Source organism: Vibrio sp. QJM3NY_21 (genome assembly GCF_057785975.1).
Genome location: NZ_CM173513.1, coordinates 489,171 through 513,006, shown reverse-complemented (window position 1 = coordinate 513,006; position 23,836 = coordinate 489,171). Strand labels below are relative to the sequence as shown.

The 23,836-nt window shown below is 45.0% G+C and carries 19 protein-coding genes; 8 read left to right on the top strand and 11 right to left on the bottom strand.

The window, feature by feature from the left end; all coding sequences use genetic code 11:
• The 8 genes from AC3CID_RS02310 (at window position 1) to AC3CID_RS02275 (ending at window position 7,217) form a co-directional block, all read left to right on the top strand.
• Window positions 1-1,413, top strand: a complete 1,413-nt coding sequence (locus tag AC3CID_RS02310; RefSeq protein ID WP_004734983.1) for an FAD-dependent oxidoreductase — start codon at window positions 1-3, stop codon at window positions 1,411-1,413.
• A gap of 170 nt (window positions 1,414-1,583) precedes the next feature.
• Window positions 1,584-2,012 carry a DUF1499 domain-containing protein gene (locus AC3CID_RS02305; protein ID WP_065207238.1) on the top strand — a complete coding sequence of 143 codons (429 nt, stop codon included), beginning with the start codon at window positions 1,584-1,586 and terminating at the stop codon, window positions 2,010-2,012.
• 127 nt (window positions 2,013-2,139) lie between these two features.
• A complete protein-coding gene (gene mtnN, locus AC3CID_RS02300; RefSeq protein ID WP_017077698.1) occupies window positions 2,140-2,835 on the top strand; it encodes a 5'-methylthioadenosine/S-adenosylhomocysteine nucleosidase in 696 nt (231 codons plus the stop codon).
• 10 nt (window positions 2,836-2,845) lie between these two features.
• Window positions 2,846-3,799, top strand: coding sequence for a cobalamin biosynthesis family protein (locus AC3CID_RS02295; RefSeq protein ID WP_488526900.1), 954 nt, complete (start codon window positions 2,846-2,848; stop codon window positions 3,797-3,799).
• A 1-nt stretch (window position 3,800) separates the two neighbouring features.
• Window positions 3,801-4,670: a vitamin B12 ABC transporter substrate-binding protein BtuF gene (gene btuF, locus AC3CID_RS02290; protein WP_488526899.1), complete on the top strand. Its 870-nt coding sequence runs from the start codon at window positions 3,801-3,803 to the stop codon at window positions 4,668-4,670.
• A gap of 74 nt (window positions 4,671-4,744) precedes the next feature.
• Window positions 4,745-5,362, top strand: coding sequence for a TRIC cation channel family protein (locus AC3CID_RS02285; RefSeq protein WP_004734978.1), 618 nt, complete (start codon window positions 4,745-4,747; stop codon window positions 5,360-5,362).
• Between the two features lie 293 nt (window positions 5,363-5,655).
• Window positions 5,656-6,237 carry a flavodoxin family protein gene (locus tag AC3CID_RS02280; RefSeq protein ID WP_488526898.1) on the top strand — a complete coding sequence of 194 codons (582 nt, stop codon included), beginning with the start codon at window positions 5,656-5,658 and terminating at the stop codon, window positions 6,235-6,237.
• 134 nt (window positions 6,238-6,371) lie between these two features.
• On the top strand, window positions 6,372-7,217 hold the full coding sequence (locus tag AC3CID_RS02275) for a LysR family transcriptional regulator (RefSeq protein WP_017080246.1): 846 nt from the start codon (window positions 6,372-6,374) through the stop codon (window positions 7,215-7,217).
• Here AC3CID_RS02275 and AC3CID_RS02270 read toward each other — a convergent pair.
• The 11 genes from AC3CID_RS02270 to murC form a co-directional block, all read right to left on the bottom strand.
• On the bottom strand, window positions 7,168-7,947 hold the full coding sequence (locus AC3CID_RS02270; RefSeq protein ID WP_488526897.1) for a TSUP family transporter: 780 nt from the start codon (window positions 7,945-7,947) through the stop codon (window positions 7,168-7,170). The two genes, AC3CID_RS02275 and AC3CID_RS02270, sit on opposite strands and share 50 nt — an antisense overlap.
• A gap of 206 nt (window positions 7,948-8,153) precedes the next feature.
• Window positions 8,154-11,384 carry a carbamoyl-phosphate synthase large subunit gene (carB, locus tag AC3CID_RS02265; protein WP_017077692.1) on the bottom strand — a complete coding sequence of 1,077 codons (3,231 nt, stop codon included), beginning with the start codon at window positions 11,382-11,384 and terminating at the stop codon, window positions 8,154-8,156.
• A gap of 16 nt (window positions 11,385-11,400) precedes the next feature.
• A complete protein-coding gene (gene carA / locus AC3CID_RS02260) occupies window positions 11,401-12,558 on the bottom strand; it encodes a glutamine-hydrolyzing carbamoyl-phosphate synthase small subunit (protein ID WP_017072829.1) in 1,158 nt (385 codons plus the stop codon).
• 503 nt (window positions 12,559-13,061) lie between these two features.
• The gene (dapB, locus tag AC3CID_RS02255) at window positions 13,062-13,886 is read right to left on the bottom strand and encodes a 4-hydroxy-tetrahydrodipicolinate reductase (RefSeq protein WP_488527266.1); all 825 of its coding nucleotides are present in this window, start codon (window positions 13,884-13,886) and stop codon (window positions 13,062-13,064) included.
• A 92-nt stretch (window positions 13,887-13,978) separates the two neighbouring features.
• On the bottom strand, window positions 13,979-14,377 hold the full coding sequence (gene mutT / locus AC3CID_RS02250; RefSeq protein WP_017084773.1) for an 8-oxo-dGTP diphosphatase MutT: 399 nt from the start codon (window positions 14,375-14,377) through the stop codon (window positions 13,979-13,981).
• A gap of 373 nt (window positions 14,378-14,750) precedes the next feature.
• A complete protein-coding gene (gene secA / locus AC3CID_RS02245; RefSeq protein ID WP_017077687.1) occupies window positions 14,751-17,477 on the bottom strand; it encodes a preprotein translocase subunit SecA in 2,727 nt (908 codons plus the stop codon).
• Window positions 17,478-17,865: 388 nt separating this feature from the next.
• Entirely contained in the window at window positions 17,866-18,783 is a 918-nt protein-coding gene (gene lpxC / locus AC3CID_RS02240) for a UDP-3-O-acyl-N-acetylglucosamine deacetylase (RefSeq protein ID WP_017087510.1), read from the bottom strand.
• 96 nt (window positions 18,784-18,879) lie between these two features.
• The gene (gene ftsZ / locus AC3CID_RS02235) at window positions 18,880-20,109 is read right to left on the bottom strand and encodes a cell division protein FtsZ (RefSeq protein ID WP_017084771.1); all 1,230 of its coding nucleotides are present in this window, start codon (window positions 20,107-20,109) and stop codon (window positions 18,880-18,882) included.
• A 31-nt stretch (window positions 20,110-20,140) separates the two neighbouring features.
• The gene (gene ftsA, locus AC3CID_RS02230) at window positions 20,141-21,409 is read right to left on the bottom strand and encodes a cell division protein FtsA (RefSeq protein WP_004729844.1); all 1,269 of its coding nucleotides are present in this window, start codon (window positions 21,407-21,409) and stop codon (window positions 20,141-20,143) included.
• Complete coding sequence (locus AC3CID_RS02225; protein ID WP_004729846.1) at window positions 21,402-22,094, bottom strand: cell division protein FtsQ/DivIB; 693 nt, start codon at window positions 22,092-22,094, stop codon at window positions 21,402-21,404. Before AC3CID_RS02225 ends, ftsA begins: the two co-directional genes overlap by 8 nt.
• A gap of 278 nt (window positions 22,095-22,372) precedes the next feature.
• Window positions 22,373-23,833 (bottom strand): UDP-N-acetylmuramate--L-alanine ligase, encoded by a 1,461-nt coding sequence (murC, locus tag AC3CID_RS02220; RefSeq protein WP_017084769.1) that lies wholly within the window; start codon window positions 23,831-23,833, stop codon window positions 22,373-22,375.
• Between the last annotated feature and the right edge of the window lie 3 nt (window positions 23,834-23,836).

Here is a 23,836-nt window from a genome sequence, read left to right as displayed (position 1 = left end):
ATGAGCCAGAATGTATACCAATTTATTGATGTGAATCGCGTAGACCCAGCGAAGAAACCAATCAAGATACGTAAGATTGAGTTTGTAGAGATCTACGAACCTTTCACGAAGCAACAAGCTAAGGCACAGGCCGACCGCTGTTTAGACTGTGGTAACCCCTACTGTGAATGGAAGTGCCCAGTCCATAACTACATCCCTCAATGGCTCAAACTTGCCAATGAGGGACGCATTATCGAAGCGGCTGAGCTGTCCCACCAAACCAACAGCTTGCCTGAGGTTTGCGGCCGAGTTTGTCCTCAAGATCGTCTATGTGAAGGATCTTGTACCCTCAACGACGATTTCGGCGCAGTAACCATCGGCAACATTGAAAAATACATCAATGACAAAGCGTTTGAGATGGGCTGGAAACCAGACATGTCTCACGTTGAATGGACCGACAAAAAGGTCGCGATCATTGGCGCTGGCCCCGCTGGTCTTGCTGCAGCTGATATCTTAGTTCGAAACGGTGTGAAGGCCGTGGTATTTGACCGCTACCCGGAGATCGGTGGCCTACTAACGTTTGGTATCCCATCGTTCAAACTCGAGAAAGGCATCATGGAAAACCGTCGCCGTATCTTTAGTGGGATGGGCGTTGAATTTAAGATGAATACCGAAGTCGGTAAAGACGTTCAACTACAACAACTTGTCGATGACTATGATGCTGTTTTCTTAGGGGTCGGTACTTATAAAAACATGCGCGCTGGGTTAGACAACGAAGAAGCACCGGGCGTTTATGATGCTCTACCCTTCCTTGTTTCCAATACCTACAAGGTCATGGAGCTGGATAATCCAACGCCATTCATCGACATGAAAGGCAAAAAAGTGGTCGTGCTTGGTGGTGGTGATACTGCGATGGACTGTGTTCGAACGTCTATTCGTCAGCACGCTGCGAATGTTGTTTGTGCTTATCGTCGAGATGAAGCGAATATGCCAGGCTCTCGCCGTGAAGTGAAGAATGCAAAAGAAGAAGGCGTGAAGTTCATGTTCAACCTTCAGCCATTAGCATTGGAAACCGATTCATCTGGTCATGTTACTGGCGTCAAAGTGGTGAAAACGGCGCTAGGTGAACCCGATGACGCAGGTCGTCGTCGTCCGGAACCTGTAGAAGGCAGTGAGCATGTTCTTGAAGCAGACGCCGTTATCATGGCATTTGGTTTCCAACCTCATGCAATGGAGTGGCTAGAACCATTCGGTGTAGAGCTCGACCAATGGGGTCGCATCAAGGCTCCCGGTAAACAAGAATTTCAATACCAAACCACCAACAGTAAGATCTTTGCAGGTGGTGATGCGGTTCGAGGATCTGACTTAGTCGTGACCGCTATCGACGAAGGCCGTAAAGCAGCGGAAGGAATATTGGATTACCTAGAAGTGTGACTAATCTAAGGTTTCCTTTATTACTCAGCTCGTTACTATAAAAAAAGGATCCAATGATGGATCCTTTTTTGAATTAGATACGTTTATCACAAGCATATCGAAAATACGTAAACAATCGCAAACAAGCCAATACCTATAACTACAATTAAAACAACGCCATAGGAAACACTATGAAAAAAGCCGCTCTCCTTTCTCTATCTCTTTTGACTTTAACCGCTTGTAGCCAAGGAATCACGGACATGAAAGACAGAACTTCATCACCTTGTGGAGACAAACCAAACTGCGTATCAACTCAAGATGACCGTGAACAACATACATTGGCCGCGTTTGAGTTATCAGATTCAGCAAACTTAGATGCCATTGAGCAGGTTGCGCTAACCTTACCGGGATCGAAAACCGCGAGTAAAACAGAAGATTACCTGCGTGTTGAATGCACTTCTCGCATCATGCGCTTTGTCGATGACTTAGAACTTAAGATCACTGATGGCAAACTGATCGTGCGTTCAGAGTCTCGTACTGGTCACTCTGATTTTGGCGTAAACCGAAAGCGTGCTGAACAACTTCGCGCTAGCTTAAAAAGCGAAGGCCTGATCAAATAGATAAAAGAATACGCAGATAAATCGCTGCTATTCGGATGAGAAGTGCCTCTGGGCAGTCGCTCGACACTTCTTATCCATGCTACAATTTCGCTCTACTGTTTAAATATTATTTATTAAGAGACTACACATGAAAATCGGCATCATTGGCGCAATGGAGCAAGAAGTTGCGATCCTAAAGGCAGCAATTTCAGACATTACTGAAGTTAATAAAGGCGGTTGTACCTTTTTCTCTGGTCAGATAAATGGTGTTGACGTTGTTTTGCTTCAATCAGGCATTGGTAAAGTAGCCGCTGCAGTGGGTACTTCAATCTTACTAAGCGAATACCAGCCAGACGTAGTACTGAACACGGGCTCTGCTGGCGGTTTTGATTCAACACTGAACCTTGGCGATGTGGTTATCTCAACTGAAGTTCGTCACCACGATGCAGATGTTACAGCTTTCGGTTACGAAATCGGCCAAATGGCAGGTCAACCTGCAGCGTTCAAAGCGGACGACAAACTGATGGCTGTTGCTGAACAAGCACTAGCACAAATGGAAGATAAGCACGCTGTTCGCGGTCTTATCTGTACTGGCGACGCATTTGTTTGCACAGCAGAACGCCAAGCGTTCATCCGCAAGCACTTCCCATCTGTCGTTGCTGTAGAGATGGAAGCATCTGCTATCGCTCAAGCTTGTCACCAATTCCAAGTACCATTCGTGGTCGTTCGTGCAATCTCTGACGTTGCAGACAAAGAATCACCAATGAGCTTCGAAGAGTTCCTGCCACTAGCAGCACAAAGCTCTTCTGAGATGGTTATCAAGATGGTTGCCCTACTAAAGTAAGCGACTAGACATGCAAACACTGTTTGATCAGGTATTTGCAAATGGCGTGCTCCTTGTAATGTGGGGAGCACTGCTTTTTCATTTGATTTTACCTATCCCCCATGCCGCACACCCTACGACCTTATGGCATAAGTTTGCTGAGCTTTTAGCAAGCAAGGTTAATAACAACCAAAACTATTCCCAAAGCTTAATCTCGGGCACATTAGCCTGGGGCGTAATGGTACTGCCGACTCTGATAATTCTATTGGCACTGCAACCACTGGTTTGGCAATCTCAACTGTTTGAATTAGCGCTGTTATTACTGGCGATTGATTGGCGCAATAATGAAAAGCTAGCAAATCAGCTGATCAAAGCGCTTGGTCGAGAAGATAAAGCTGCCGCTCGTCAGTTACTGGCTCCGGTTGTAAATCGTCAAACCGAATCACTTTCATCACTTGGGCTTGGCAAAGCCGCTGCTGAAACCATCATCATGGGTTACGCTCGCAATGTGGTATGTGTTTTATTCTGGTACGCCATTGGTGGTGGAATTGCGGCTTTAATGTATCGCCTTGTTGTCGAGTTAGCTCGAGCTTGGTCGCCAAGTCGCAAGCGATTTGCTCCGTTCGGCTCAACGGCTATCAAGATAGTCGCTATCCTCGAATTCATACCGATGCGTCTGTTTGCTTTGATGATCGTATGTGGTGATAAAGCCACACACACATTTAAAATGATGTTGGTCCAAAGCTCATCTTGGCCACTGCCCGGCCCGGCATGGTTAATCACCGCTGTAGGTAACAAGCTTGAGCTGTCATTGGGCGGCCCTGCGATTTACGACAATACCAAAGCCATTCGTGCAAAATTAGGCGGCAGAATAGCCCCATCAGCCCTGCATTTATCTCAGGTTCAGAAGCTATTATTTGGCCGCATCGCTATCTGGATATTTTTACAAAGCCTAATCTTACTATTTGTTCACCAAGGGATTTAGAGTGAAACGTTCAGCACTTGTTACAAGCCTTACTCTTTTGTCTTCCAGCTTATGGCTACCTTTATCATTTGCAGAAGAAACATCACTGGCTCCAGAAAAAGTACAGCCCGCTCAACGCGTAGTAAGCCTTGCTCCTCATGCTACTGAACTCGCGTATAGCGCAGGTTTGGGCGACAATCTTGTTGCGGTAAGTGAGAGAAGTGATTACCCACCACAAGCCGATAAGCTTGAAAAAGTAGCGAACTATCAAGGTATCAAGGTTGAGAAAATCATCGCGCTTCAACCTGATCTCATTCTCGCGTGGCCTGCTGGTAACCCACCCAGAGAACTCGCAAAGCTAGAGCAATTTGGTTTCAATATTTACTACTCAAGAACCAAAAGCTTAGACAGCATCGCGACCAATATTGATCAACTCAGCCAATATTCCGCTGACCCTAGTATCGGCGAGAACAATGCCCAAAAATACAGAGAACAACTCAACGCGTTAAGGCTAAAATATAAAAACGCCGAGCCCGTAAATTATTTTTACCAGCTAAGTGAAAAGCCGATCATCTCCGTCGCTCAAGGGCACTGGCCAAGTGAGGTGTTTGAATTTTGTGGCGGCCAGAATATTTTCGAAGACAGTGCTTCCCCTTATCCGCAAGTTGGTATTGAACAAGTTGTATTAAGGAAACCGCAAGTGATCTTCACTTCTCAGCATGCCATTGAGAATGGAACCATGTGGCAAACTTGGGAGGACGAGATCCCAGCAGTCGCTCAAAATCAGATTTGGTCACTCAACTCTGACTGGATTAATCGCCCGACGACAAGAACTTTGAAAGCGATCCAACAAGTATGCGATTTCTTCGATAGAGCTAGGCAAAATCACTAACTATTTGCTGCGTTTTTTCGTACAATTCGCCACCGACCTGTCCCTACAATTTTAACTATAAGAGCACCAGTATCATGGACTCCATGCTGCTTTATATTATCGATTTATTTGGCACTGCCATTTTTGCTGTCTCAGGCGTATTTGTCGCGGGCCGTCTTAAAATGGATCCCTTTGGTGTCGCCGTTTTAGGTAGCGTAACCGCGATTGGCGGCGGTACGATTCGTGACATGGCACTGGGTGCAACTCCCGTGTTTTGGATCACCGATACCACCTACCTTTGGGTCATCATCACCACCTGTTTGCTGACCATGATTATAGTAAGACGTCCAAAGCGTCTGGCTTGGTGGATCCTGCCAGTATGTGATGCGATCGGCTTAGCCGTATTTGTTGGCATTGGTGTTGAGAAAGCGCTGAATTATCAAGACTCGGCATTAGTGGCTATTATCATGGGTGTTATCACAGGCTGTGGTGGCGGTATTATCCGTGACGTGCTTGCCCGTGAAGTGCCGATGATCTTAAGAAGTGAAGTCTACGCTACGGCTTGTATCATTGGTGGTGCTTTCCATACCATGGCGATTCTCATGGGGCACGATTCAGAAACCGCATTTTTAGCCGGTGTGTTCACAACACTATTGATTAGGCTTGGCGCTATTCGCTGGCACTTGTCATTGCCAACCTTCGCTATCAAATAGATAGAACGATGACTAAGAGGCTCCGCAAAGGGGCCTTTTTTAATTCGCTTTCAAATTACTTATCCCCTCAATTTCCCCTTTCAAAGATCCCCCTTTTTTCCTGACACTCAATTTAGTTAGCTTGTTAGTTCATAGCTCTTAGCTCTTAGCTCTTAGCTCTTAGCTCTTAGCTCTTAGCTTATGAGTTAGTAATTCTTTTTGTTTACTTACCTAGTTAACAGGCTATATTAGTAAATAAATATCTTTATAAATTATTTTATTTACTAATATAGTCTGCCAATAAGGAGTTCAAAATGAGTATCAATAAAGTGGGCATTGTTTTCTTCTCTAAGAATGGAGCGACTAAGCAAGTCGCTGAGACAATCGCAGAAGGCATTAACACTCAACAATCTAACTCAGCACTGCTCATCGAGGTGCTCTCTTCTGAAATAGTCGAAGGAAGATATGACAATGACGATAAGCTCAGCGCATTAGACAATTGTGATGCGATTATCTTTGGCGCGCCAACCTACATGGGATCACCAGCAGCTCAATTTAAGAGCTTTATGGATGCGAGCAGTGATACCTACTGTAAGAAAGCATGGCGAAATAAGCTCGCTGCAGGTTTCACTACTGGTGGTAGCCTTAACGGTGAGCAGCAACAAACCTTGCTAAGCTTTTTCACCCTGGCTTGTCAGCATGGCATGATTTGGGCAGGGCTTGATATCTCAAAGCATATTGATGACCTAGGTTTGAATCGCACAGGTTCAAGTATTGGTTTAGTCGCCAGTAATGATCAAACGGCTGAGAGCACCAATAATCACATTAACAGTAATGATCTAAAAACCGCTTTCTATTTTGGTCAACGCATTGCGAGTCTAGTTAAGAAAATCTAACTAGCTAATTTCCTAATTAACGAGCTAACGTCAAAAATCCTAGCTTGTCTGATATCTATAAGCTCAGACTAGAGAATGAATGGTGTTTAAGGTAACTTGGTTCAATCATTCCCAACTTTCATGAATATCACTAAATGCTACTCGAAGGAATCGAAACTCTATTGGTGCTGAGCAAAGCAAAGACCATGAGCCGCACCGGCAGTTTGCTTTATATCAGCCAATCAGCGGTCAGCAAACGGATTGCAAATTTAGAAAAGAAGTTAGGTAAGAAACTCATAGAGCCGAGTGGCCGACAAATCAAACTGACGCCGGACGCGATCGCGCTCATCGAGAGTATAGGCCCTGCATTCAATGAACTTAGAGGGCTTATCTATGAGCAACAAGAGTTGGAAGATACCACTCTCATCACCTTAGATAGCTCTAAGTCGCTGATCGCGGGTTATCTAGGTGAGATGATGGGCCAATTTATCCAACAAGATAAATACATCACCATTACCACGAACCATACCCCAAGAATCATAGAGAGAGTGCAATCTGGCAAGGCGACCTTAGGGTTGTGTGCTGGTTTACTGCCACCGCATCATGGGTTAATGACATTCCACCTGTTTGATGAGCCGTTTTACATAGTGAGTAAGTCGCCATTAACGGAGCTTCCTCCAATGGTTATCACTAACGACATGACCAATCCGGCAAACTCGTATCAGTTATCTGTGCTTGAAAAGTTCGGCATCAAACCCTTGATGGAGATGGATGCTTACACGGCAGCAGCCCAGTTAGCGCTGGGTGGGACAGGGCCAGCGTTGATCCCGCTCTCTATCGTAAAAACACTCAATATTGAGCCTCAATACCTGTTTAGTTTTGCCGAATTGAAGGGATTGATTCGACCGATTCATATCTGTGTAAGGCCGAACAGCTATCAGTCTCCACGAGTTAAAATACTGATAGAATCCATTGTTGATGCTGTTCCCAAAGCAGTTTAGACGCCATTAACATAGACATCACGATTACAAGGGGGCGAATCCATTTCTGCCCTTTTGTCATCACGACTTTAGCGCCAAGCTGAGCGCCCATAAAGCCACCAACCGCCATCACTAAGCCTAATTCCCAAATTGGCAAACCAGCCAAAATAAAGAAGATTAAAGCTGCGATATTCGAAGTGAAATTAAGAACCTTAGTACGTGCCGTTGCATCCACTAAAGAGAAATGGCCGATAGCGACAAAACAGACGGTGAAAATAGAACCCGTTCCTGGGCCAAAGAAGCCATCATAGAAACCAACACCGCCACCAATACACAAAGCAAACACGGCTTCAGAGATCTTTTGCTTACCTTCAGACGCTCTAGTTTGGGGTGCTAATAGGAAATAGAGAGAGATGGCGATAAGCAGTAAGGGGATCATGCTCGTCAATAAGCTCGCATCAATATGCTGCACTAACTCAGCACCAATCGCAGAACCGATAAAGGTACAGAGAATGGCAAGACGCATCTCTTTTATGTTCACGATACCATTGCGTACGAAATACCAACTAGCGGAGAAGCTGCCAAAAGAACTTTGAAGTTTGTTGGTTGCCAGTGCCTGCGTTGGTGGTACTCCAGCCGCTAGCAATGCTGGTAGAGTCAATAATCCACCGCCGCCAGCCATTGCATCAATAAAGCCTGCCGCCGTTGCAACTACAAACAAGATAGCCAATATTTCTAGAGTGATTTCCATATACCCAACGCCTTAAATTCTCGTGTAGCGACAACTTACCACCGTGAGCAAACAATCAACAACGAAACACAAGATTGTAACCTATTCCAAATTTTCATCATTTAGCCATTACCAGACTTTCACCAGATGACAGGCATAAAAAAGCCCACTCCGAAGAGTGGGCTTTGAGCATTTATATCCGCTTAACAGCGATACACGTTAGTCAATTAAGCTAGAGAAGCTTTAACCTGTGCGTGCAGTTCTTGAACTGAAGTTACTGACGTTTTCGCGTCTGCAGTGTGCGCCATACAAGTCGCAAATGCAGCATTTAGCGTCGTCGTGTAGTTCACTTTCTCAGCCAGTGCGCCACGACGAAGAACTTTAGAATCTTCAATCGCTTGACGGCCAGCCGCAGTGTTCACGATGTACGTGTACTCATTGTTCTTGATACGGTCAAGAATATGAGGACGACCTTCGTGTACCTTGTTTACTAGACGTGGGTTGATACCCGCTTCGCCAAGGATAACTGCAGTACCGTGTGTTGCGTCTAGCTGGTAGCCAAGCTTAGATAGCTTAGATGCTAGGTCAACAACACGCTCTTTGTCGCCTTCGCGAACAGAAAGAAGTGCACGGCCGCCTTCTGGGTAGATGTTGCCACAACCTAATTCAGCTTTAGAGTATGCTTCAGCAAACGTTGCACCAACACCCATAACTTCACCAGTAGAGCGCATTTCTGGGCCTAATAGTGGGTCAACACCAGGGAATTTGTTGAACGGAAGAACAACTTCTTTCACTGAGTAGTATGGTGGGATGATTTCTTTCGTAAAGCCTTGAGACTCTAGCGATTGACCCGCCATAACACGAGCTGCAATCTTAGCGACTGCTGCGCCTGTTGCTTTCGATACGAACGGTACTGTACGTGCTGCACGAGGGTTAACCTCGATTAGGTACACTTCGTTGTTCTTAACAGCAAACTGCGTATTCATTAGACCACGAACACCCAACTCGAACGCTAGCTTTTCAACTTGCTCACGCATTACGTCTTGGATTTCTTGGCTTAGCGTGTAAGCAGGAAGAGAACATGCTGAGTCACCTGAGTGAACACCCGCTTGTTCGATATGCTCCATGATACCCGCAATAACAACGCGCTCACCGTCACAAATCGCATCAACGTCGACTTCAATTGCATCATCTAGGAAGCTATCAAGCAGTACTGGAGATTCGTTTGAAACACTTACTGCTTCGTTAAAGTAGCGACGTAAGTCTTGCTCGTCGTATACGATTTCCATCGCACGACCACCAAGAACATAAGAAGGACGAACAACCAATGGGAAGCCGATTTCGCGAGATTTCTCTACCGCTTGCTCCATTGTTGTTACTGTCGCGTTTTCTGGTTGTAGAAGACCAAGACGGTCAACAGCAACTTGGAAACGCTCACGGTCTTCGGCACGGTCGATTGCGTCTGGGCTAGTACCAATGATTGGTACGCCAGCAGCTTCAAGCTCACGAGCCAGTTTCAGTGGTGTTTGACCACCGTACTGAACGATAACGCCTTTTGGCTTCTCAACACGAACGATTGCTAGTACGTCTTCCAGAGTTACTGGTTCGAAGTACAGACGGTCAGACGTATCGTAGTCTGTCGAAACGGTCTCAGGGTTACAGTTAACCATGATTGTTTCGTAGCCATCTTCACGTAGTGCTAAAGATGCGTGTACACAACAGTAATCGAATTCAATACCTTGGCCGATACGGTTTGGACCGCCGCCTAAGATCATGATTTTCTCTTTGTCTGTTGGGTTCGATTCACATTCGTCATCGTAAGATGAGTACATGTAAGCCGTATCAGAAGAGAACTCAGCCGCACATGTATCTACACGCTTATAGACTGGGTGAATATCGTATTGGTCACGTAGACGACGAATTTCACTTTCTGCCACACCTAGAATCTTAGACAGGCGAGCATCAGCAAAACCTTTACGCTTAAGCTTCATTAGCTCGTCTTTATTCAGACCAGCAAAGCCTTTCGCTTTAAGTTCTTGCTCTAGTTTTACGATGTCTTCGATTTGAACTAGGAACCAGCGGTCAATTTGCGTTAGGTTGAATACACCATCAACTGACATACCAGCACGGAAAGCATCTGCGATGTACCAAATACGGTCAGAACCAGCTTCTTTAAGTTCATGGCGAATCGTCGTTAGAGCGTCAGGTGCATCTAGGTCGACCATTTCGTCGAAACCAGTTGCGCCAACTTCTAGACCGCGAAGTGCTTTCTGTAGAGATTCTTGTTGGTTACGGCCGATAGCCATAACTTCACCAACCGACTTCATTTGAGTCGTTAGACGGTCGTTAGCACCTGCAAACTTCTCGAAGTTAAAACGAGGAATCTTAGTTACTACGTAGTCGATTGTTGGTTCGAATGATGCTGGCGTTGCGCCGCCAGTGATGTCATTCATTAGCTCGTCTAGCGTAAAGCCAACAGCCAGTTTCGCTGCAATCTTAGCGATTGGGAAACCTGTTGCTTTAGAAGCAAGTGCAGAAGAACGAGATACACGTGGATTCATCTCGATGATAACCATACGGCCATCTTTCGGGTTGATACCAAACTGTACGTTTGAACCACCGGTTTCAACACCAATCTCACGCAGTACTGCTAGAGATGCGTTACGCATTAGTTGGTATTCTTTGTCTGTTAGCGTTTGAGCCGGAGCTACTGTGATCGAGTCACCAGTGTGAATACCCATTGGGTCAAAGTTTTCAATCGCACATACGATGATGCAGTTGTCGTTCTTGTCGCGAACCACTTCCATCTCGTACTCTTTCCAACCGATAAGTGATTCATCGATAAGAAGTTCGTTGGTTGGAGATAGGTCCAAACCACGACGACAGATTTCTTCAAATTCTTCTTTGTTATAAGCGATACCACCGCCTGTACCACCCATCGTAAACGACGGACGAATGATACAAGGGAAACCAACCATTTCTTGAACTTTGTAAGCTTCTTCCATCGTTTTCGCTGTATCAGCTGTTGGACACTCAAGACCAATCGATTTCATTGCTTTATCAAAACGAGAGCGGTCTTCAGCTTTATCGATAGCGTCAGCAGTTGCGCCAATCATCTCTACGCCGAACTCTTCAAGTACGCCGTATTTTTCTAAATCTAACGCACAGTTAAGTGCAGTTTGGCCGCCCATTGTCGGTAGAACTGCATCTGGCTTCTCTTTAGCGATGATGTTACGAACCACTTCCCATTGGATAGGTTCGATGTAAGTCGCATCAGCCATGTCTGGGTCAGTCATGATTGTCGCTGGGTTCGAGTTTACAAGAATAACTCGGTAGCCTTCTTCGCGAAGTGCTTTACAAGCTTGAGCACCAGAGTAATCAAACTCACATGCTTGACCGATAACAATCGGACCAGCACCTAGAATTAGAACACTTTTAATGTCAGTACGTTTTGGCATTATCTACTACTCCGGATTACGCTTTGTCTTGTTTGTTTGCAACAGACTGGTTAATTAATTCAATGAAGTGGTCGAATAGCGGTGCCGCATCTTCTGGACCTGGGCTTGCTTCTGGGTGACCTTGGAAGCTAAATGCTGGCTTATCTGTACGGTGGATACCTTGTAGAGAACCATCAAATAGAGACTTATGAGTCGCTCGTAATGTCTCTGGAAGCGTATCTTCGTCAGCAGCAAAGCCATGGTTTTGTGAAGTAATCATCACAACATCACGATCTAAATCTTTAACCGGGTGGTTTGCACCGTGGTGACCAAACTTCATCTTCACTGTCTTAGCGCCTGACGCAAGAGCAAGAATCTGGTGACCTAGACAGATACCAAAGATTGGTAAACCTTTTTCTAGGAACACTTTTGTTGCTTCAATTGCGTAAGTACATGGTTCTGGGTCACCAGGGCCATTTGAAAGGAAAACACCGTCTGGGTTCAGAGCGAGTACTTCTTCTGCTGAAGTTTCAGCAGGAACAACCGTTAGGCGGCAGCCGCGGTCAACAAGCATTCGTAAGATGTTTCGTTTTGCACCGAAGTCATAAGCAACAACGTGGTATGGCAATTCAGAGTCTGCTTTCGCTTCAGGAAGTCCACCCGTAAGCGTCCACGAACCTTGTTTCCATTGATACGCTTCTTTTGTTGTAACTTCTTTCGCAAGGTCCATACCTTTCAGGCCAGGGAATTCTTTTGCTTTAGCTAGAGCCAAAGCTTCGTCTAAATTGTTACCCGCTACGATACAACCGTTTTGAGCACCTTTTTCACGAAGAATACGCGTCAGCTTACGAGTATCGATATCAGCGATACCAACAACGTTTTGCGACTTAAGGTAATCAGAAAGGGATTGTTCATTACGGAAGTTAGAAGCGATTAGAGGGAGATCGCGAATCACAAGGCCTTGAGCGTGGATTGAAGAAGATTCTTCGTCTTCGGAATTGGTTCCGGTATTGCCAATGTGAGGGTAAGTAAGGGTAACGATTTGTTGAGAATAGGAAGGATCAGTGAGGATTTCTTGGTACCCCGTCATCGAGGTATTAAAAACGACTTCACCAACTGCAGAACCTACAGCGCCAATGGCTTCACCGTGAAATACTGTCCCATCTTCTAGGACGAGTAGTGCTGACTTCTTCAAGACAACCTCCAGAAATAAAAATGCATTAAAATTGATTTAATTTGCAAATCTACCTTCCTGTAACACCAAAAACTGCGTGTTTATGGAAATTAGACAAATTGGCGATATTCTAGTGATCTGCGTGATACGTGTCAACATTTAACGAGAAAGAAATTAAACATTTGTAAGAACTAATTCAATTTCCCCCATCAAAGCTTCAAAAGTTCAACTTTTATACTCTATTAATAGGAATATTACGATTTTCTAATTTTAACCCGTCATTTTAGCTAACCATAGAGTGCCAAAAATATCAGCAACAAAACGCAATCGATAAATACCAAGAGAAAACATGGTAATTTAAAGACCTAAAACAAAAAACACACCAAAGACCGCATAAATAGCACAAAAATAGAGAAAAAATGGCGATAAAAAGAAAGTAGAAGGAAGATCGTAGAAGAGAGATTATTAAGGAAAAGCCACCAAACAAAGAAAGCGCCGGCAATTGCCAGCGCATAAATATCTATTTACAGGTCATTCAAACCAAGGACATCCGTCATGGTATAAAAGCCTGCTGGCTTGTCATTTAGCCAAACAGCCGCCTTGATCGCACCATTGGCAAAGGTCATTCTATCCGTTGCTTTATGGGTAATTTCAACGCGCTCGCCAATATCAGCAAACATAGCGGTATGCTCACCAATGATGTCACCGGCACGAATGGTCGCAAAACCGATCTCATCTTTTGTACGCTCGCCCGTAATGCCTTCGCGTGACCATACAGCGACATCGTTTAGATCATTGCCCATCGCACCAGCAATCGCTTCGCCCATACCAATCGCAGTGCCTGACGGCGCATCGACTTTATGGCGATGGTGAGCCTCTACGATTTCAACATCACAGTAATCGCCCATCACTTTAGCGGCCTTTTCTAGCAGCTTGAATACTAGGTTTACACCAACGCTGTAGTTAGGAGCCATTACGATAGGCATCTCTTTTGACGCCGCATCAATCACCTGTTTCTCTTCTTCAGAGAAACCTGTCGTACCGATAATTAGCTTCTTTCCGTGACGTTTACAAAGTTCAATATTCGCTAATGTGCTCACAGGTGCGGTAAAGTCGGCGATCACGTCAAACTCTTCAATCGCTTTCGAAAGGTCATCGACTAGAGCTACATCAAAACGGCCTTCACCGCATAACTCGCCAACATCAACACCGACCAAAGATGACTCTGGGCGCTCTGAACCAGCGCCAACGCTTGCTTCTGAATTTTGGTGAGCGGCTTTCACCAAGTTACGACCCATACGGCCAGCTGCTCCTGCAATTGCAATTCTTACCACTGCGAATATCTCCATTGTTTTGGTTACCATTACTGCTCATCTGTCGCAGCAACGTTCATTCGATTAATCTCTTTAAACTAACAACAATCTCAAACTCAGGCTAGCAATTACGAAAACTCTTTTATTACTCGCTCTAAAATTGGCACATTCGCTTCAGGGAATGCGTATTGGCTCAATGATTCAAGATCGACCCATTCACCTTGTTGCCCTTCTTTACCATAAGGCTGTTGCTCGAAATCAGTCACAAGAATGAAATCAAACTTAAGCGACTTGTCACTGTAATCAAATTCAAGGTGCTCAAACAGAGACTGATCTGTCACCTTAATGCCAATCTCTTCGTCAAGTTCACGAGCCATCGCCTGCTCAATCGTTTCGCCCGCTTCTACTTTACCACCAGGGAATTCCCAGAAACCGCCTTTGTGCTTGTCGTCTGGGCGTTTAGTGATAAAGACCTGTGACTTATCTTGGTTGAAGATAATACCCGCGACAATATGGATTCTTTTCATGTGATGATGTTCCTTAATAAACGCTTGGCCTACGTTGCCCCTAAATTCGTCACCCTCCAGAAGGAGCAACGACTGAGTTGGGAAGCTAATACAACAACCTTAAGCCAAACTATCAAACAAGATTCCCTACTGCGCTCGTTCCTCGCTATAGGGAATGACGACTTTCCTTTCGACAAAAAATAAGTCATGAAATTTACATACAAAAAGAGCCGCCTAAGCGACTCTTTTTAATAACAGTAAGTTTTTATGAAGCTAAGTTGTAACGTGTTAAGTGCAAGGAGGAGGCGCGGAGCTTACGTTAGTAAGTGAATACCGTTAGTAAGTGAGTACCTCCGACACTGCAATTATCCGTTACAGCGAAGATTCACCAAACTTAGTCAATTTTACCGTGACACTGTTTGTACTTCTTACCACTTCCACATGGGCATGGTTCGTTACGACCCACTTTACGCTCATCGCGTACTACTGTTTGTGGAGATGCCGCATCCGCTTCATCGTCAGCTAGCTGGTTTTCAGCCGTTGCGTGTTGTGCTTGTGCACGACGCGCCGCTTGTTCAGCTTGAGCTTGACGTTGAGCTTCCATCTTTTCAACTTCTTCTTGTTGCTGAACGCGAACTTTAGAAAGGATGGTTACAACATCTGTTTTCAGCACATCGAGTAGGCCTTCAAACAGTTCAAACGACTCACGCTTGTACTCTTGTTTCGGGTTCTTCTGAGCATAACCACGTAAGTGGATACCTTGACGAAGGTGATCCATCGCAGCCAAGTGCTCTTTCCAAAGACCGTCTAGCGTTTGTAGCATCACAGACTTCTCGAAGTTACGCAGTACTTGAGCACCAACCACTTCTTCTTTCTGTTTGTACGAATCTACCGCCATACCAAGAATACGCTCACGCAATGCTTCTTCATAAAGCTTGTCGTCTTCGTCTAACCAACCTTGAATATCAAAGTCTAGGTCGAAGTCATTCTTCAGACGATCTTGCAGACCCGCGATATCCCACATGTCTTCAAGAGATTGAGGAGCGATGTATTCATCAATGACTGACGCCAGTACATCTTCACGGTTGTGTTCGATCATCTCGCTGATGTCATCAGAACTCATCAGTTCATCACGTAGCTCATAAACAACCTTACGTTGGTCATTGGCTACATCATCGTACTCAAGAAGCTGCTTACGGATGTCGAAGTTACGACCTTCCACTTTACGTTGAGCTTTTTCAATTGAGCGAGACAGCATCTTAGATTCAATCGCTTCGCCTTCGTCCATACCACTTTGGATAAGACCAGCCATACGATCAGACGTAAAGATACGTAGTAGAGAATCTTCCATTGATAGGTAGAAACGAGAAGAACCCGCATCACCTTGACGACCAGAACGACCACGTAGCTGGTTATCGATACGGCGAGATTCATGACGCTCAGTACCAATGATGTGCAGACCACCTGACTCAAGAACTGTATCGTGGACAACTCTCCAGTCAGCTTTGATCTTGTCGATCTGCTCTTTCGTTGGATTATCTAGCTTCTCAATTTGTGCCTGCCAGCTACCACCTAACACGATATCGGTACCACGACCTGCCATGTTAGTTGCGATAGTTACCGCACTCGGCATACCAGCCTGCGCAACGATCTCAGCTTCCATCTCGTGGAACTTAGCATTTAGTACGTTGTGCTTAATTTTTGCTTTTTTCAGTGCGTTAGACAGCAGTTCAGATTTCTCGATAGAAACCGTACCAACCAGTGATGGCTGACCAGCTGCAACACGGTCTTTGATGTCTTCAATGATCGCATTGAACTTGTCTTCTTCAGTACGATAAACCACATCTGGCATATCGTTACGAACCATAGGCTTGTTGGTTGGGATAACTACCGTTTCTAGGCCGTAGATAGACTGGAACTCGAAAGCTTCAGTATCAGCAGTACCTGTCATGCCTGACAGTTTTTCGTACAGTCGGAAGAAGTTCTGGAATGTAATCGATGCTAGCGTTTGGTTTTCATTTTGAATCTTCACACCTTCTTTAGCTTCAACAGCTTGGTGTAAACCTTCAGACCAACGACGACCTGGCATAGTACGACCAGTATGTTCATCAACGATAACCACTTCGCCTTCTTCAGTAACGATGTAGTCGACGTTTTTCTCAAACAATACGTGTGCACGAAGCGCAGCATTCACGTGGTGCAATAGGCTGATATTGGTTGGAGAGTAAAGTGTGTCACCCTCTTCCATCAAGCCGTTTTTGACCATTAGTTCTTCTACAAATTCTTGACCGTTTTCAGTCAGGTGAACCTGTTTTGATTTTTCGTCCATGGTGTAGTGACCTTCACCACGGTACTCTTCTGAATCTTCTTTATCTTGACGCTCTAGAGAAGGAATTAGAGTGTTAATGCGCGTATAAAGGTCAGAACTATCTTCAGCTGGGCCAGAGATAATTAACGGAGTACGAGCTTCATCAATTAAGATTGAGTCAACCTCATCGACTACTGCGAAGAAGCGCTCACGTTGAACTCGGTCTTCAGCACGGAAAGCCATGTTGTCACGCAGATAATCAAAACCAAACTCGTTGTTTGTTCCGTATAGGATATCCGCTTGGTACGCTTCTTTTTTCTCTGGCGGAGCCATGTTTGCCACATTCACGCCAACAGTCATGCCAAGGAATTCAAATAATGGACGGTTTGTTTCCGCATCACGCTTCGCTAGGTAATCGTTCACCGTTATTACGTGAACACCTTTGCTTGGTAGCGCGTTTAGATAAGCTGGTAGGGTTGCGGTAAGTGTCTTACCTTCACCAGTACGCATCTCTGCAATTTGGCCAGCATTTAGAACCATGCCACCAATCATTTGCACGTCAAAGTGACGCATGCCGTAAACACGCTTAGACGCTTCACGTACCGTAGCGAAAGCTTCAGGTAGAAGTTGATCTAACGATTCACCTTTATCTAAGCGCTCACGAAACTCAACCGTTTTTGCTTTTAGCTCTTCATCAGAAAGTGCTTCAAACGTTGGTTCGTAGTTATTAATTTCTTTTACAATTTTTCTAAGGCGGCGCAGTGTTCTGTCATTGCGACTGCCAATTACCTTTGTCAGCAGCTTAGTAATCATGTGCTTGGAATCTCTTCGTTCTCAGATCGTCCGCGATCTATTTTAAATGCCGTCAGTCTCTACTAGCTATGAACTAGTCTTCAGTTACTAACCAAGGATACTGAGATAAATCTAGTATCTTTGATATTGTACTTGAGAGTAGAGTTTTCAAGGCTTGAGTTAAAATTAATGCCCTTTAGTGTAAGTAATTTTCACACTAACGACCATTTAGAACACCATTTGTTTGATGTGCTTGGAACTTTTCTTTCTAATTGCTGATGGATTAAGCAGACAGCAGCCCATTAGCCAGCAATTTCCGGAGGTTAACGACACTGTATCTGGAAAATAGATACAAAAAAACCAGGCCAATGGCCTGGTTTTTGAAATCTTATATTGTTGTAAACAACAATTACGCTAGAACCATACCCGGTTCTGCGAAAGCAACTGGAGAGCCAGCTTCTTCTTCGAATGTTGCCCACTCCCAAGCTTCTGCGTCAGCAAGAACTGCACGTAAAAGTTGGTTATTTAGGCCGTGACCTGATTTGTATGCACGGAACTCACCAATAATAGCGTGTCCACACATGTAAAGGTCACCAATCGCATCCAATACTTTATGAGTTACAAACTCATTGTCGAAACGAAGGCCTTCTTCATTAAGAATTCGGTATTCGTCCAGTACGATAGCATTATCAAAGCTACCGCCAAGTACTAGGTTTTGAGACTGAAGGTACTCAATATCACGCATGAAACCGAAAGTACGAGCGCGAGAAATCTGCTTCACAAAACCTTGTGATGAGAAATCAAACAACAAACGTTGCTCATCCGATTCAATCGCAGGGTGGTTAAAGTCGATCTCAAAGTCCATACGGAAGCCGTTAAATGGAACAAACTCTGCCCACTTATCGCCATCTTCAAAACGGATAGGCTTTTTGATTCGAATAAAACGCTTCGCTGCATTCAGTGTTTCAACACCCGCTTGCTGTAGCAAGTATACAAATGGGCTTGCGCTACCATCCATAATTGGAATTTCTGGAGCATCGACTTCAACAATAATGTTGTCGATACCCATTCCAGCTAGAGCTGCGTTAAGGTGCTCCACTGTAGAGATACGTACGCCTTCGTCATTAACAAGAGCAGTACATAACATAGTGTCACGAACTGATGCTGGATCAGCTGGGAAATCTACAGGTGGATTTACATCTGTACGACGATAAACAATACCTGTATTTGCAGCTGCCGGGCGAAGAGTAAGTGTGACTTTACGACCAGAGTGGAGACCCACACCAGTTGTTTTCACAATTTCTTTCAGAGTACGTTGTCTGATCATCTGCTTGCCTCGTTATCAGTGCTACAAATCACGGTCAGTATTTACCAACCGCGAATTTTACCATTAATTCGACGATAGTCAAATTTTGGGTATTTGTTAATCAGCCTGACGTCGTAAAAATGCTGGAATATCTAAATATCCGCTCTCTTTCTCAGCTTTAGGTGCTGCACTCTGGCTAGCGCCTGTACCCGAAGAAACAGGTGACGTTGTTGGCTGTGGTTTAACTTGAGGTTTTACCTCAGTTTTTTCCTGCAATGGTTGTGCCACTTTCTCTTCCACTTTTGCTGCCGTTTGAACAGCAACTTGAGGTTGAGGCGTTGGCGCTACTTTTGCTTTACCACCAGCAACTAGAGTAATGTCTGGTTTTTTCTCTGTGCCGATACCTGTTGCAACAACAGTTACACGGATTTCATCCGTCATATCAGGGTCTAGAGAGGTACCAATAACAACCGTTGCGTTATCAGAAGCGAATGCCTTAACTGTATTACCCACAGTCTCGAATTCATCTAAACGCATATCTAGGCCTGCAGTGATGTTCACAAGAACGCCACGCGCGCCAGCTAGGTCGATGTCTTCTAGTAATGGGCTAGAAATTGCCGTTTCAGCAGCTTCTTCAGCACGGTCTTCACCTTTTGCGATACCGCTACCCATCATTGCATGACCCATTTCCGACATCACAGTGCGAACATCCGCGAAATCGACGTTAATCATACCAGGGCGAGTAATTAGCTCAGCGATACCTTGTACAGCGTTTTTAAGTACATCATTTGCACTTGCGAAAGCTTCTAGCAGTGTTACGCCACGGCCAAGTACTTTAAGTAGCTTTTCATTTGGAATCGTAATTAAAGAATCCACATGTTTAGAAAGCTCTTCGATACCTTGCTCAGCAAACGCTAAACGCTTTTTGCCTTCAAAGCTAAATGGCTTAGTTACAACAGCAACCGTTAGCACACCCAACTCTTTCGCAACTTCAGCAATAACTGGAGCAGCACCTGTACCTGTACCACCGCCCATACCAGCTGCGATAAATACCATATCGGCGCCAGTTAGAACTTCTTTAATTCTTTCTCGATCTTCGAGAGCTGCATCACGGCCTACTTGTGGATTTGCACCAGCGCCCAAACCTTTAGTGATATCACCACCAATTTGGATCACGCTGCTCACGCTCGTTTTACGAAGGGCTTGAGCATCAGTATTAACACTGATGAACTCTACGCCTTCGATCGATTCACGTACCATGTGCTCAACAGCATTACCGCCACCGCCACCAACTCCAACGACTTTAATTACTGCATCGTCAGACATTTCCATCATCGGTTCAAACATGTGTTATCTCCGTTTTTTCCTGCAACTCAGGTTAAAACTCTTTTTGTATCCAATTACGCAATTTACCAAACAAGCCTGACATAGAAGGTGCTGAACGCTTAGGTTCGCTGTAATCACCCTCATCACTTATCTGACAATCTCTTGCGTAATGAAGTAAACCAACCGCCGTAGAATGATACGGCTCTTTAACATAGTCAGTTAAGCCACTAACTTCTAACGGCTTACCAACTCGAACTTGATTGCGGAAAACACGTTCCGCACACTCTACCAATCCGTCAATTTGTGCCGCTCCACCAGTGAGAACGACGCCAGCTGCAAGGTGGTGTTTAATACCTTCATCTCGTAGCTGTAATTGAACCGTATCAATAGTTTGGTTAACGAGACCCATAAGTTCAGTGTAACGTGGTTCAATCACTTCCGACAAAGTTTGTCTTTGCAAACTTCTCGATGGACGGCCACCTACACTAGGGACGTTAACAGAATCATCCTTGCTTACGAGTTCACTCAGAGCGCAACCGTGGTTTACTTTTATCTCTTCAGCATCGCTCACTGGCGTGCCGAAAGCGAAGGCAATATCACTGGTTACTGCATTTCCTGCGTAGGAAAAGACTTCTGTGTGTCGCAATGCGCCGCCAGTCCAAATGGAAATATCCATCGTACCAGCACCAATATCAACAACACATACTCCAAGCTCTCTCTCGTCGTCAGTAATTACCGCATTACTTGAGGCAAGTCCTGAAAACACGATTTGTTCTACAGTGAGACCACATCGTTCAACAGCTTTAATAATGTTTCTCGCCATGTCGCTATGGCAAGAAATTAGGTGAACACTGACTTCCATTCGAACACCAGATAAACCAAGTGGATTCTTGATCCCCTCTTGATAATCGATGGTAAATTCTTGTGGGATCACGTGCAGAATTCTCTGCTCATCACCTATTTTAATTGATTTCGCGGTATGGATCGCTCGATCCATATCGTCTTGAGACACCTCTTCATCAGAAATAGTGCCCATGCCTTTTTCAATTCGGCTTGCGATATGTTTGCCCGATAGCGAGATAAACACATTGCTGATTTGGCATTCCGCCATCAACTCTGCTTGATCAATGGCTCGCTGAACTGACTTCACTACCGACTCTAGGTCGTTTACACCACCTTTATCCATACCTCTGGATGGGCTTTGCCCTGAACCAATGATATTGATTTGACCATCAGGCAATATTTCACCAACTAGAGCTGATATGGTCGCAGTGCCTATATCAAGACCAACGATTATGTTGTCATCTGCGGTCTTAGTCATCTGTGCTCTCTTCTAACTCTTGCTCTGGAAACCAGCCTACAGCGGCTCCCGTATCATACCTGAGGTCGATGTAGCTCACTTGATTCGCTTTACTACCAAGTTCGTTGTAAAGCGAAATGAAGCGTTCAACACGCTCATCTAAAGAATCTTTACCTAGTTCTAAACGGATACCGTTATCTAGGATTATTTGCCAAGCGCGACGCTCATTGAGAACGAGCGAAGTAACGGTTAACCCTAGATTGTTAATCAAAGGAGTTATTTGTCGCCACTTTTCTATCACTTTTTGGCTGGTGCCGTCTGGGCCGTAAAGCTTGACTCTATCGCCCTTCAAAAGACCGATATCACCATTAAACACCTGACCATTGTCATTCAACAGCATGTTACCGTTCCAGATTGCTGCTGCATGATACTCAGTCAAAAATACTTTTATTGTGTCTGGCCACTGCTTACGAATGGACACCACTGAAACCCAAGGTAACGCTTCTAAACTGTCTTGCAACACACCGATGTCTTGCGACATGAACGTTCCAATATGCTCTAGCTCGCCAAAGGCATGTTGAACATCACCAGCAGTTACGTAAGTTAAGTCGCCTTGAAGTACTATTTTGGAGAGAGGCAATCGCTGATCGTCCCACATCCAAGTCAGTGTGGTATAGAAAAGAAATCCAATGAATAGCAGTACCATGACAAAAAAAGACCCGCCTACAGCGTGTTTCTTTAGCGATGGTAAACTGAATAGGTGGCGGTTTTCGCTAAAAGTACTTTCTACCAAAGCCCGCATTCCCTGTCGTTGGTTCGCAATTCTATTCCCTATCTTCGTAATAGAGGTAAAAGCACTTACTTTAACCTATGAATTATACTGAGCAAAATCAAACTATCAAACGTTGATAATAAGATTTTTGGTCAATTTTAGGTCAATCGCAAGAAGTGAGCGATCAACCACAGTCTGTATACAGTATTCTGTTACGCGTTTTGCATCTTATTAATGTCTAATTGTAGCGATTCAAGTTGCTTCGCTACACGACCAACATCACCAGCACCCTGTGTTAAAACAAGGTCTCCGCCTTGAATAACGTTGGCTAAAACCGACGGCAGCGTGTTGATATCAGCAACAAAGATGGGATCAATCTTACCACGCCCACGAATAGTTCGACTTAACGAGCGTCCGTCAGCCCCTGCAATAGGTTTCTCACCTGCAGAATAAACATCTAACAGAATAAGCACATCAACCTGCTCAAGAACGTTCGCGAAGTCATCATACAGATCGCGAGTGCGGCTATAACGGTGCGGTTGGAAGATCATCACAAGACGTTTATCAGTCCAACCACTTCGTGCAGCTTGAATGGTGACATCAACTTCGGTTGGGTGATGGCCGTAATCATCGACCAGCATTGCAACACCTTTACCCGTTTCATATTCACCAAGGTGATCGAAACGACGGCCAGTGCCTTCCGTTCCAGCCATCGCTTTTAGAATCGCTTCATCGCTGATGTCATCTTCCGTCGCAACCGCAATCGCCGCTGATGCGTTCAGTGCGTTATGGCGACCGGGAATGTTCAACGTAATATCGAGATTGGCTTTACCTTTGCGAACAACCGTAAACTTGCCTTGCTGACCTTGTTGTACATAGTTTTCAATGCGGATATCAGCGTCTTCTGAGAAGCCGTAGGTAATCACTTGGCGGCTCACCTGAGGAATAAGCTCACGTACTACCGGATCATCCACACACATCACAGCCTGACCGTAGAATGGCAGATTGTGTAAGAAATCAATAAACGTCTGCTTTAGCGTTTCAAAATCGCCGCCGTAGGTATCCATATGATCCGCTTCAATGTTAGTCACAATACTAACCATTGGTTGCAGGTGTAAGAATGACGCATCACTTTCATCGGCTTCAGCGATAAGAATACGACTCGAACCTAGGCGAGCATTGGTACCAACACTTTTTACCAAACCACCGTTTACGAAAGTTGGATCTAAACCCGCTTCCGAATATATTTGTGTCACTAGCGCGGTCGTAGTGGTTTTACCGTGCGTACCTGCCACAGCAATGCCATGACGAAAACGCATCAGCTCAGCCAGCATTTCTGCACGACGAACGATAGGTGTACGCGCTTCACGAGCAGCAATAATCTCTGGGTTTTCTTCGTTGATAGCGGTTGAAACCACCACCACACTTGCATCAGCAACGTTACTTGCTTGGTGGCCGATGTAAACGGTAGCACCCTTGCTAACTAAACGATCGGTCACTGGGTTTTGAGCAATATCAGAACCCGTGATCTGGTAGCCTTCATTAAGCAAGACTTCAGCAATCCCGCTCATTCCTGCGCCACCAATACCGATGAAGTGGATAGATTTAACACGGCGCATCTCTGGCACCATTGCACGGATTTGCGCTAAGTCTTGGGTATGTTCAATCGTCATCAA

What these genes read in the sequence shown, in the direction of transcription:
- AC3CID_RS02310 (WP_004734983.1), top strand. Translation starts at nt 1, where the DNA reads ATGAGCCAGAATGTATACCAATTTATTGATGTGAATCGCGTAGACCCA.
- AC3CID_RS02305 (WP_065207238.1), top strand. Translation starts at nt 1,584, where the DNA reads ATGAAAAAAGCCGCTCTCCTTTCTCTATCTCTTTTGACTTTAACCGCT.
- mtnN (WP_017077698.1), top strand. Translation starts at nt 2,140, where the DNA reads ATGAAAATCGGCATCATTGGCGCAATGGAGCAAGAAGTTGCGATCCTA.
- AC3CID_RS02295 (WP_488526900.1), top strand. Translation starts at nt 2,846, where the DNA reads ATGCAAACACTGTTTGATCAGGTATTTGCAAATGGCGTGCTCCTTGTA.
- AC3CID_RS02285 (WP_004734978.1), top strand. Translation starts at nt 4,745, where the DNA reads ATGGACTCCATGCTGCTTTATATTATCGATTTATTTGGCACTGCCATT.
- AC3CID_RS02280 (WP_488526898.1), top strand. Translation starts at nt 5,656, where the DNA reads ATGAGTATCAATAAAGTGGGCATTGTTTTCTTCTCTAAGAATGGAGCG.
- AC3CID_RS02275 (WP_017080246.1), top strand. Translation starts at nt 6,372, where the DNA reads ATGCTACTCGAAGGAATCGAAACTCTATTGGTGCTGAGCAAAGCAAAG.
- AC3CID_RS02270 (WP_488526897.1), bottom strand. Translation starts at nt 7,947, where the DNA reads ATGGAAATCACTCTAGAAATATTGGCTATCTTGTTTGTAGTTGCAACG.
- carB (WP_017077692.1), bottom strand. Translation starts at nt 11,384, where the DNA reads ATGCCAAAACGTACTGACATTAAAAGTGTTCTAATTCTAGGTGCTGGT.
- dapB (WP_488527266.1), bottom strand. Translation starts at nt 13,886, where the DNA reads ATGGAGATATTCGCAGTGGTAAGAATTGCAATTGCAGGAGCAGCTGGC.
- mutT (WP_017084773.1), bottom strand. Translation starts at nt 14,377, where the DNA reads ATGAAAAGAATCCATATTGTCGCGGGTATTATCTTCAACCAAGATAAG.
- secA (WP_017077687.1), bottom strand. Translation starts at nt 17,477, where the DNA reads ATGATTACTAAGCTGCTGACAAAGGTAATTGGCAGTCGCAATGACAGA.
- lpxC (WP_017087510.1), bottom strand. Translation starts at nt 18,783, where the DNA reads ATGATCAGACAACGTACTCTGAAAGAAATTGTGAAAACAACTGGTGTG.
- ftsZ (WP_017084771.1), bottom strand. Translation starts at nt 20,109, where the DNA reads ATGTTTGAACCGATGATGGAAATGTCTGACGATGCAGTAATTAAAGTC.
- ftsA (WP_004729844.1), bottom strand. Translation starts at nt 21,409, where the DNA reads ATGACTAAGACCGCAGATGACAACATAATCGTTGGTCTTGATATAGGC.
- AC3CID_RS02225 (WP_004729846.1), bottom strand. Translation starts at nt 22,094, where the DNA reads ATGGTACTGCTATTCATTGGATTTCTTTTCTATACCACACTGACTTGG.
- murC (WP_017084769.1), bottom strand. Translation starts at nt 23,833, where the DNA reads ATGACGATTGAACATACCCAAGACTTAGCGCAAATCCGTGCAATGGTG.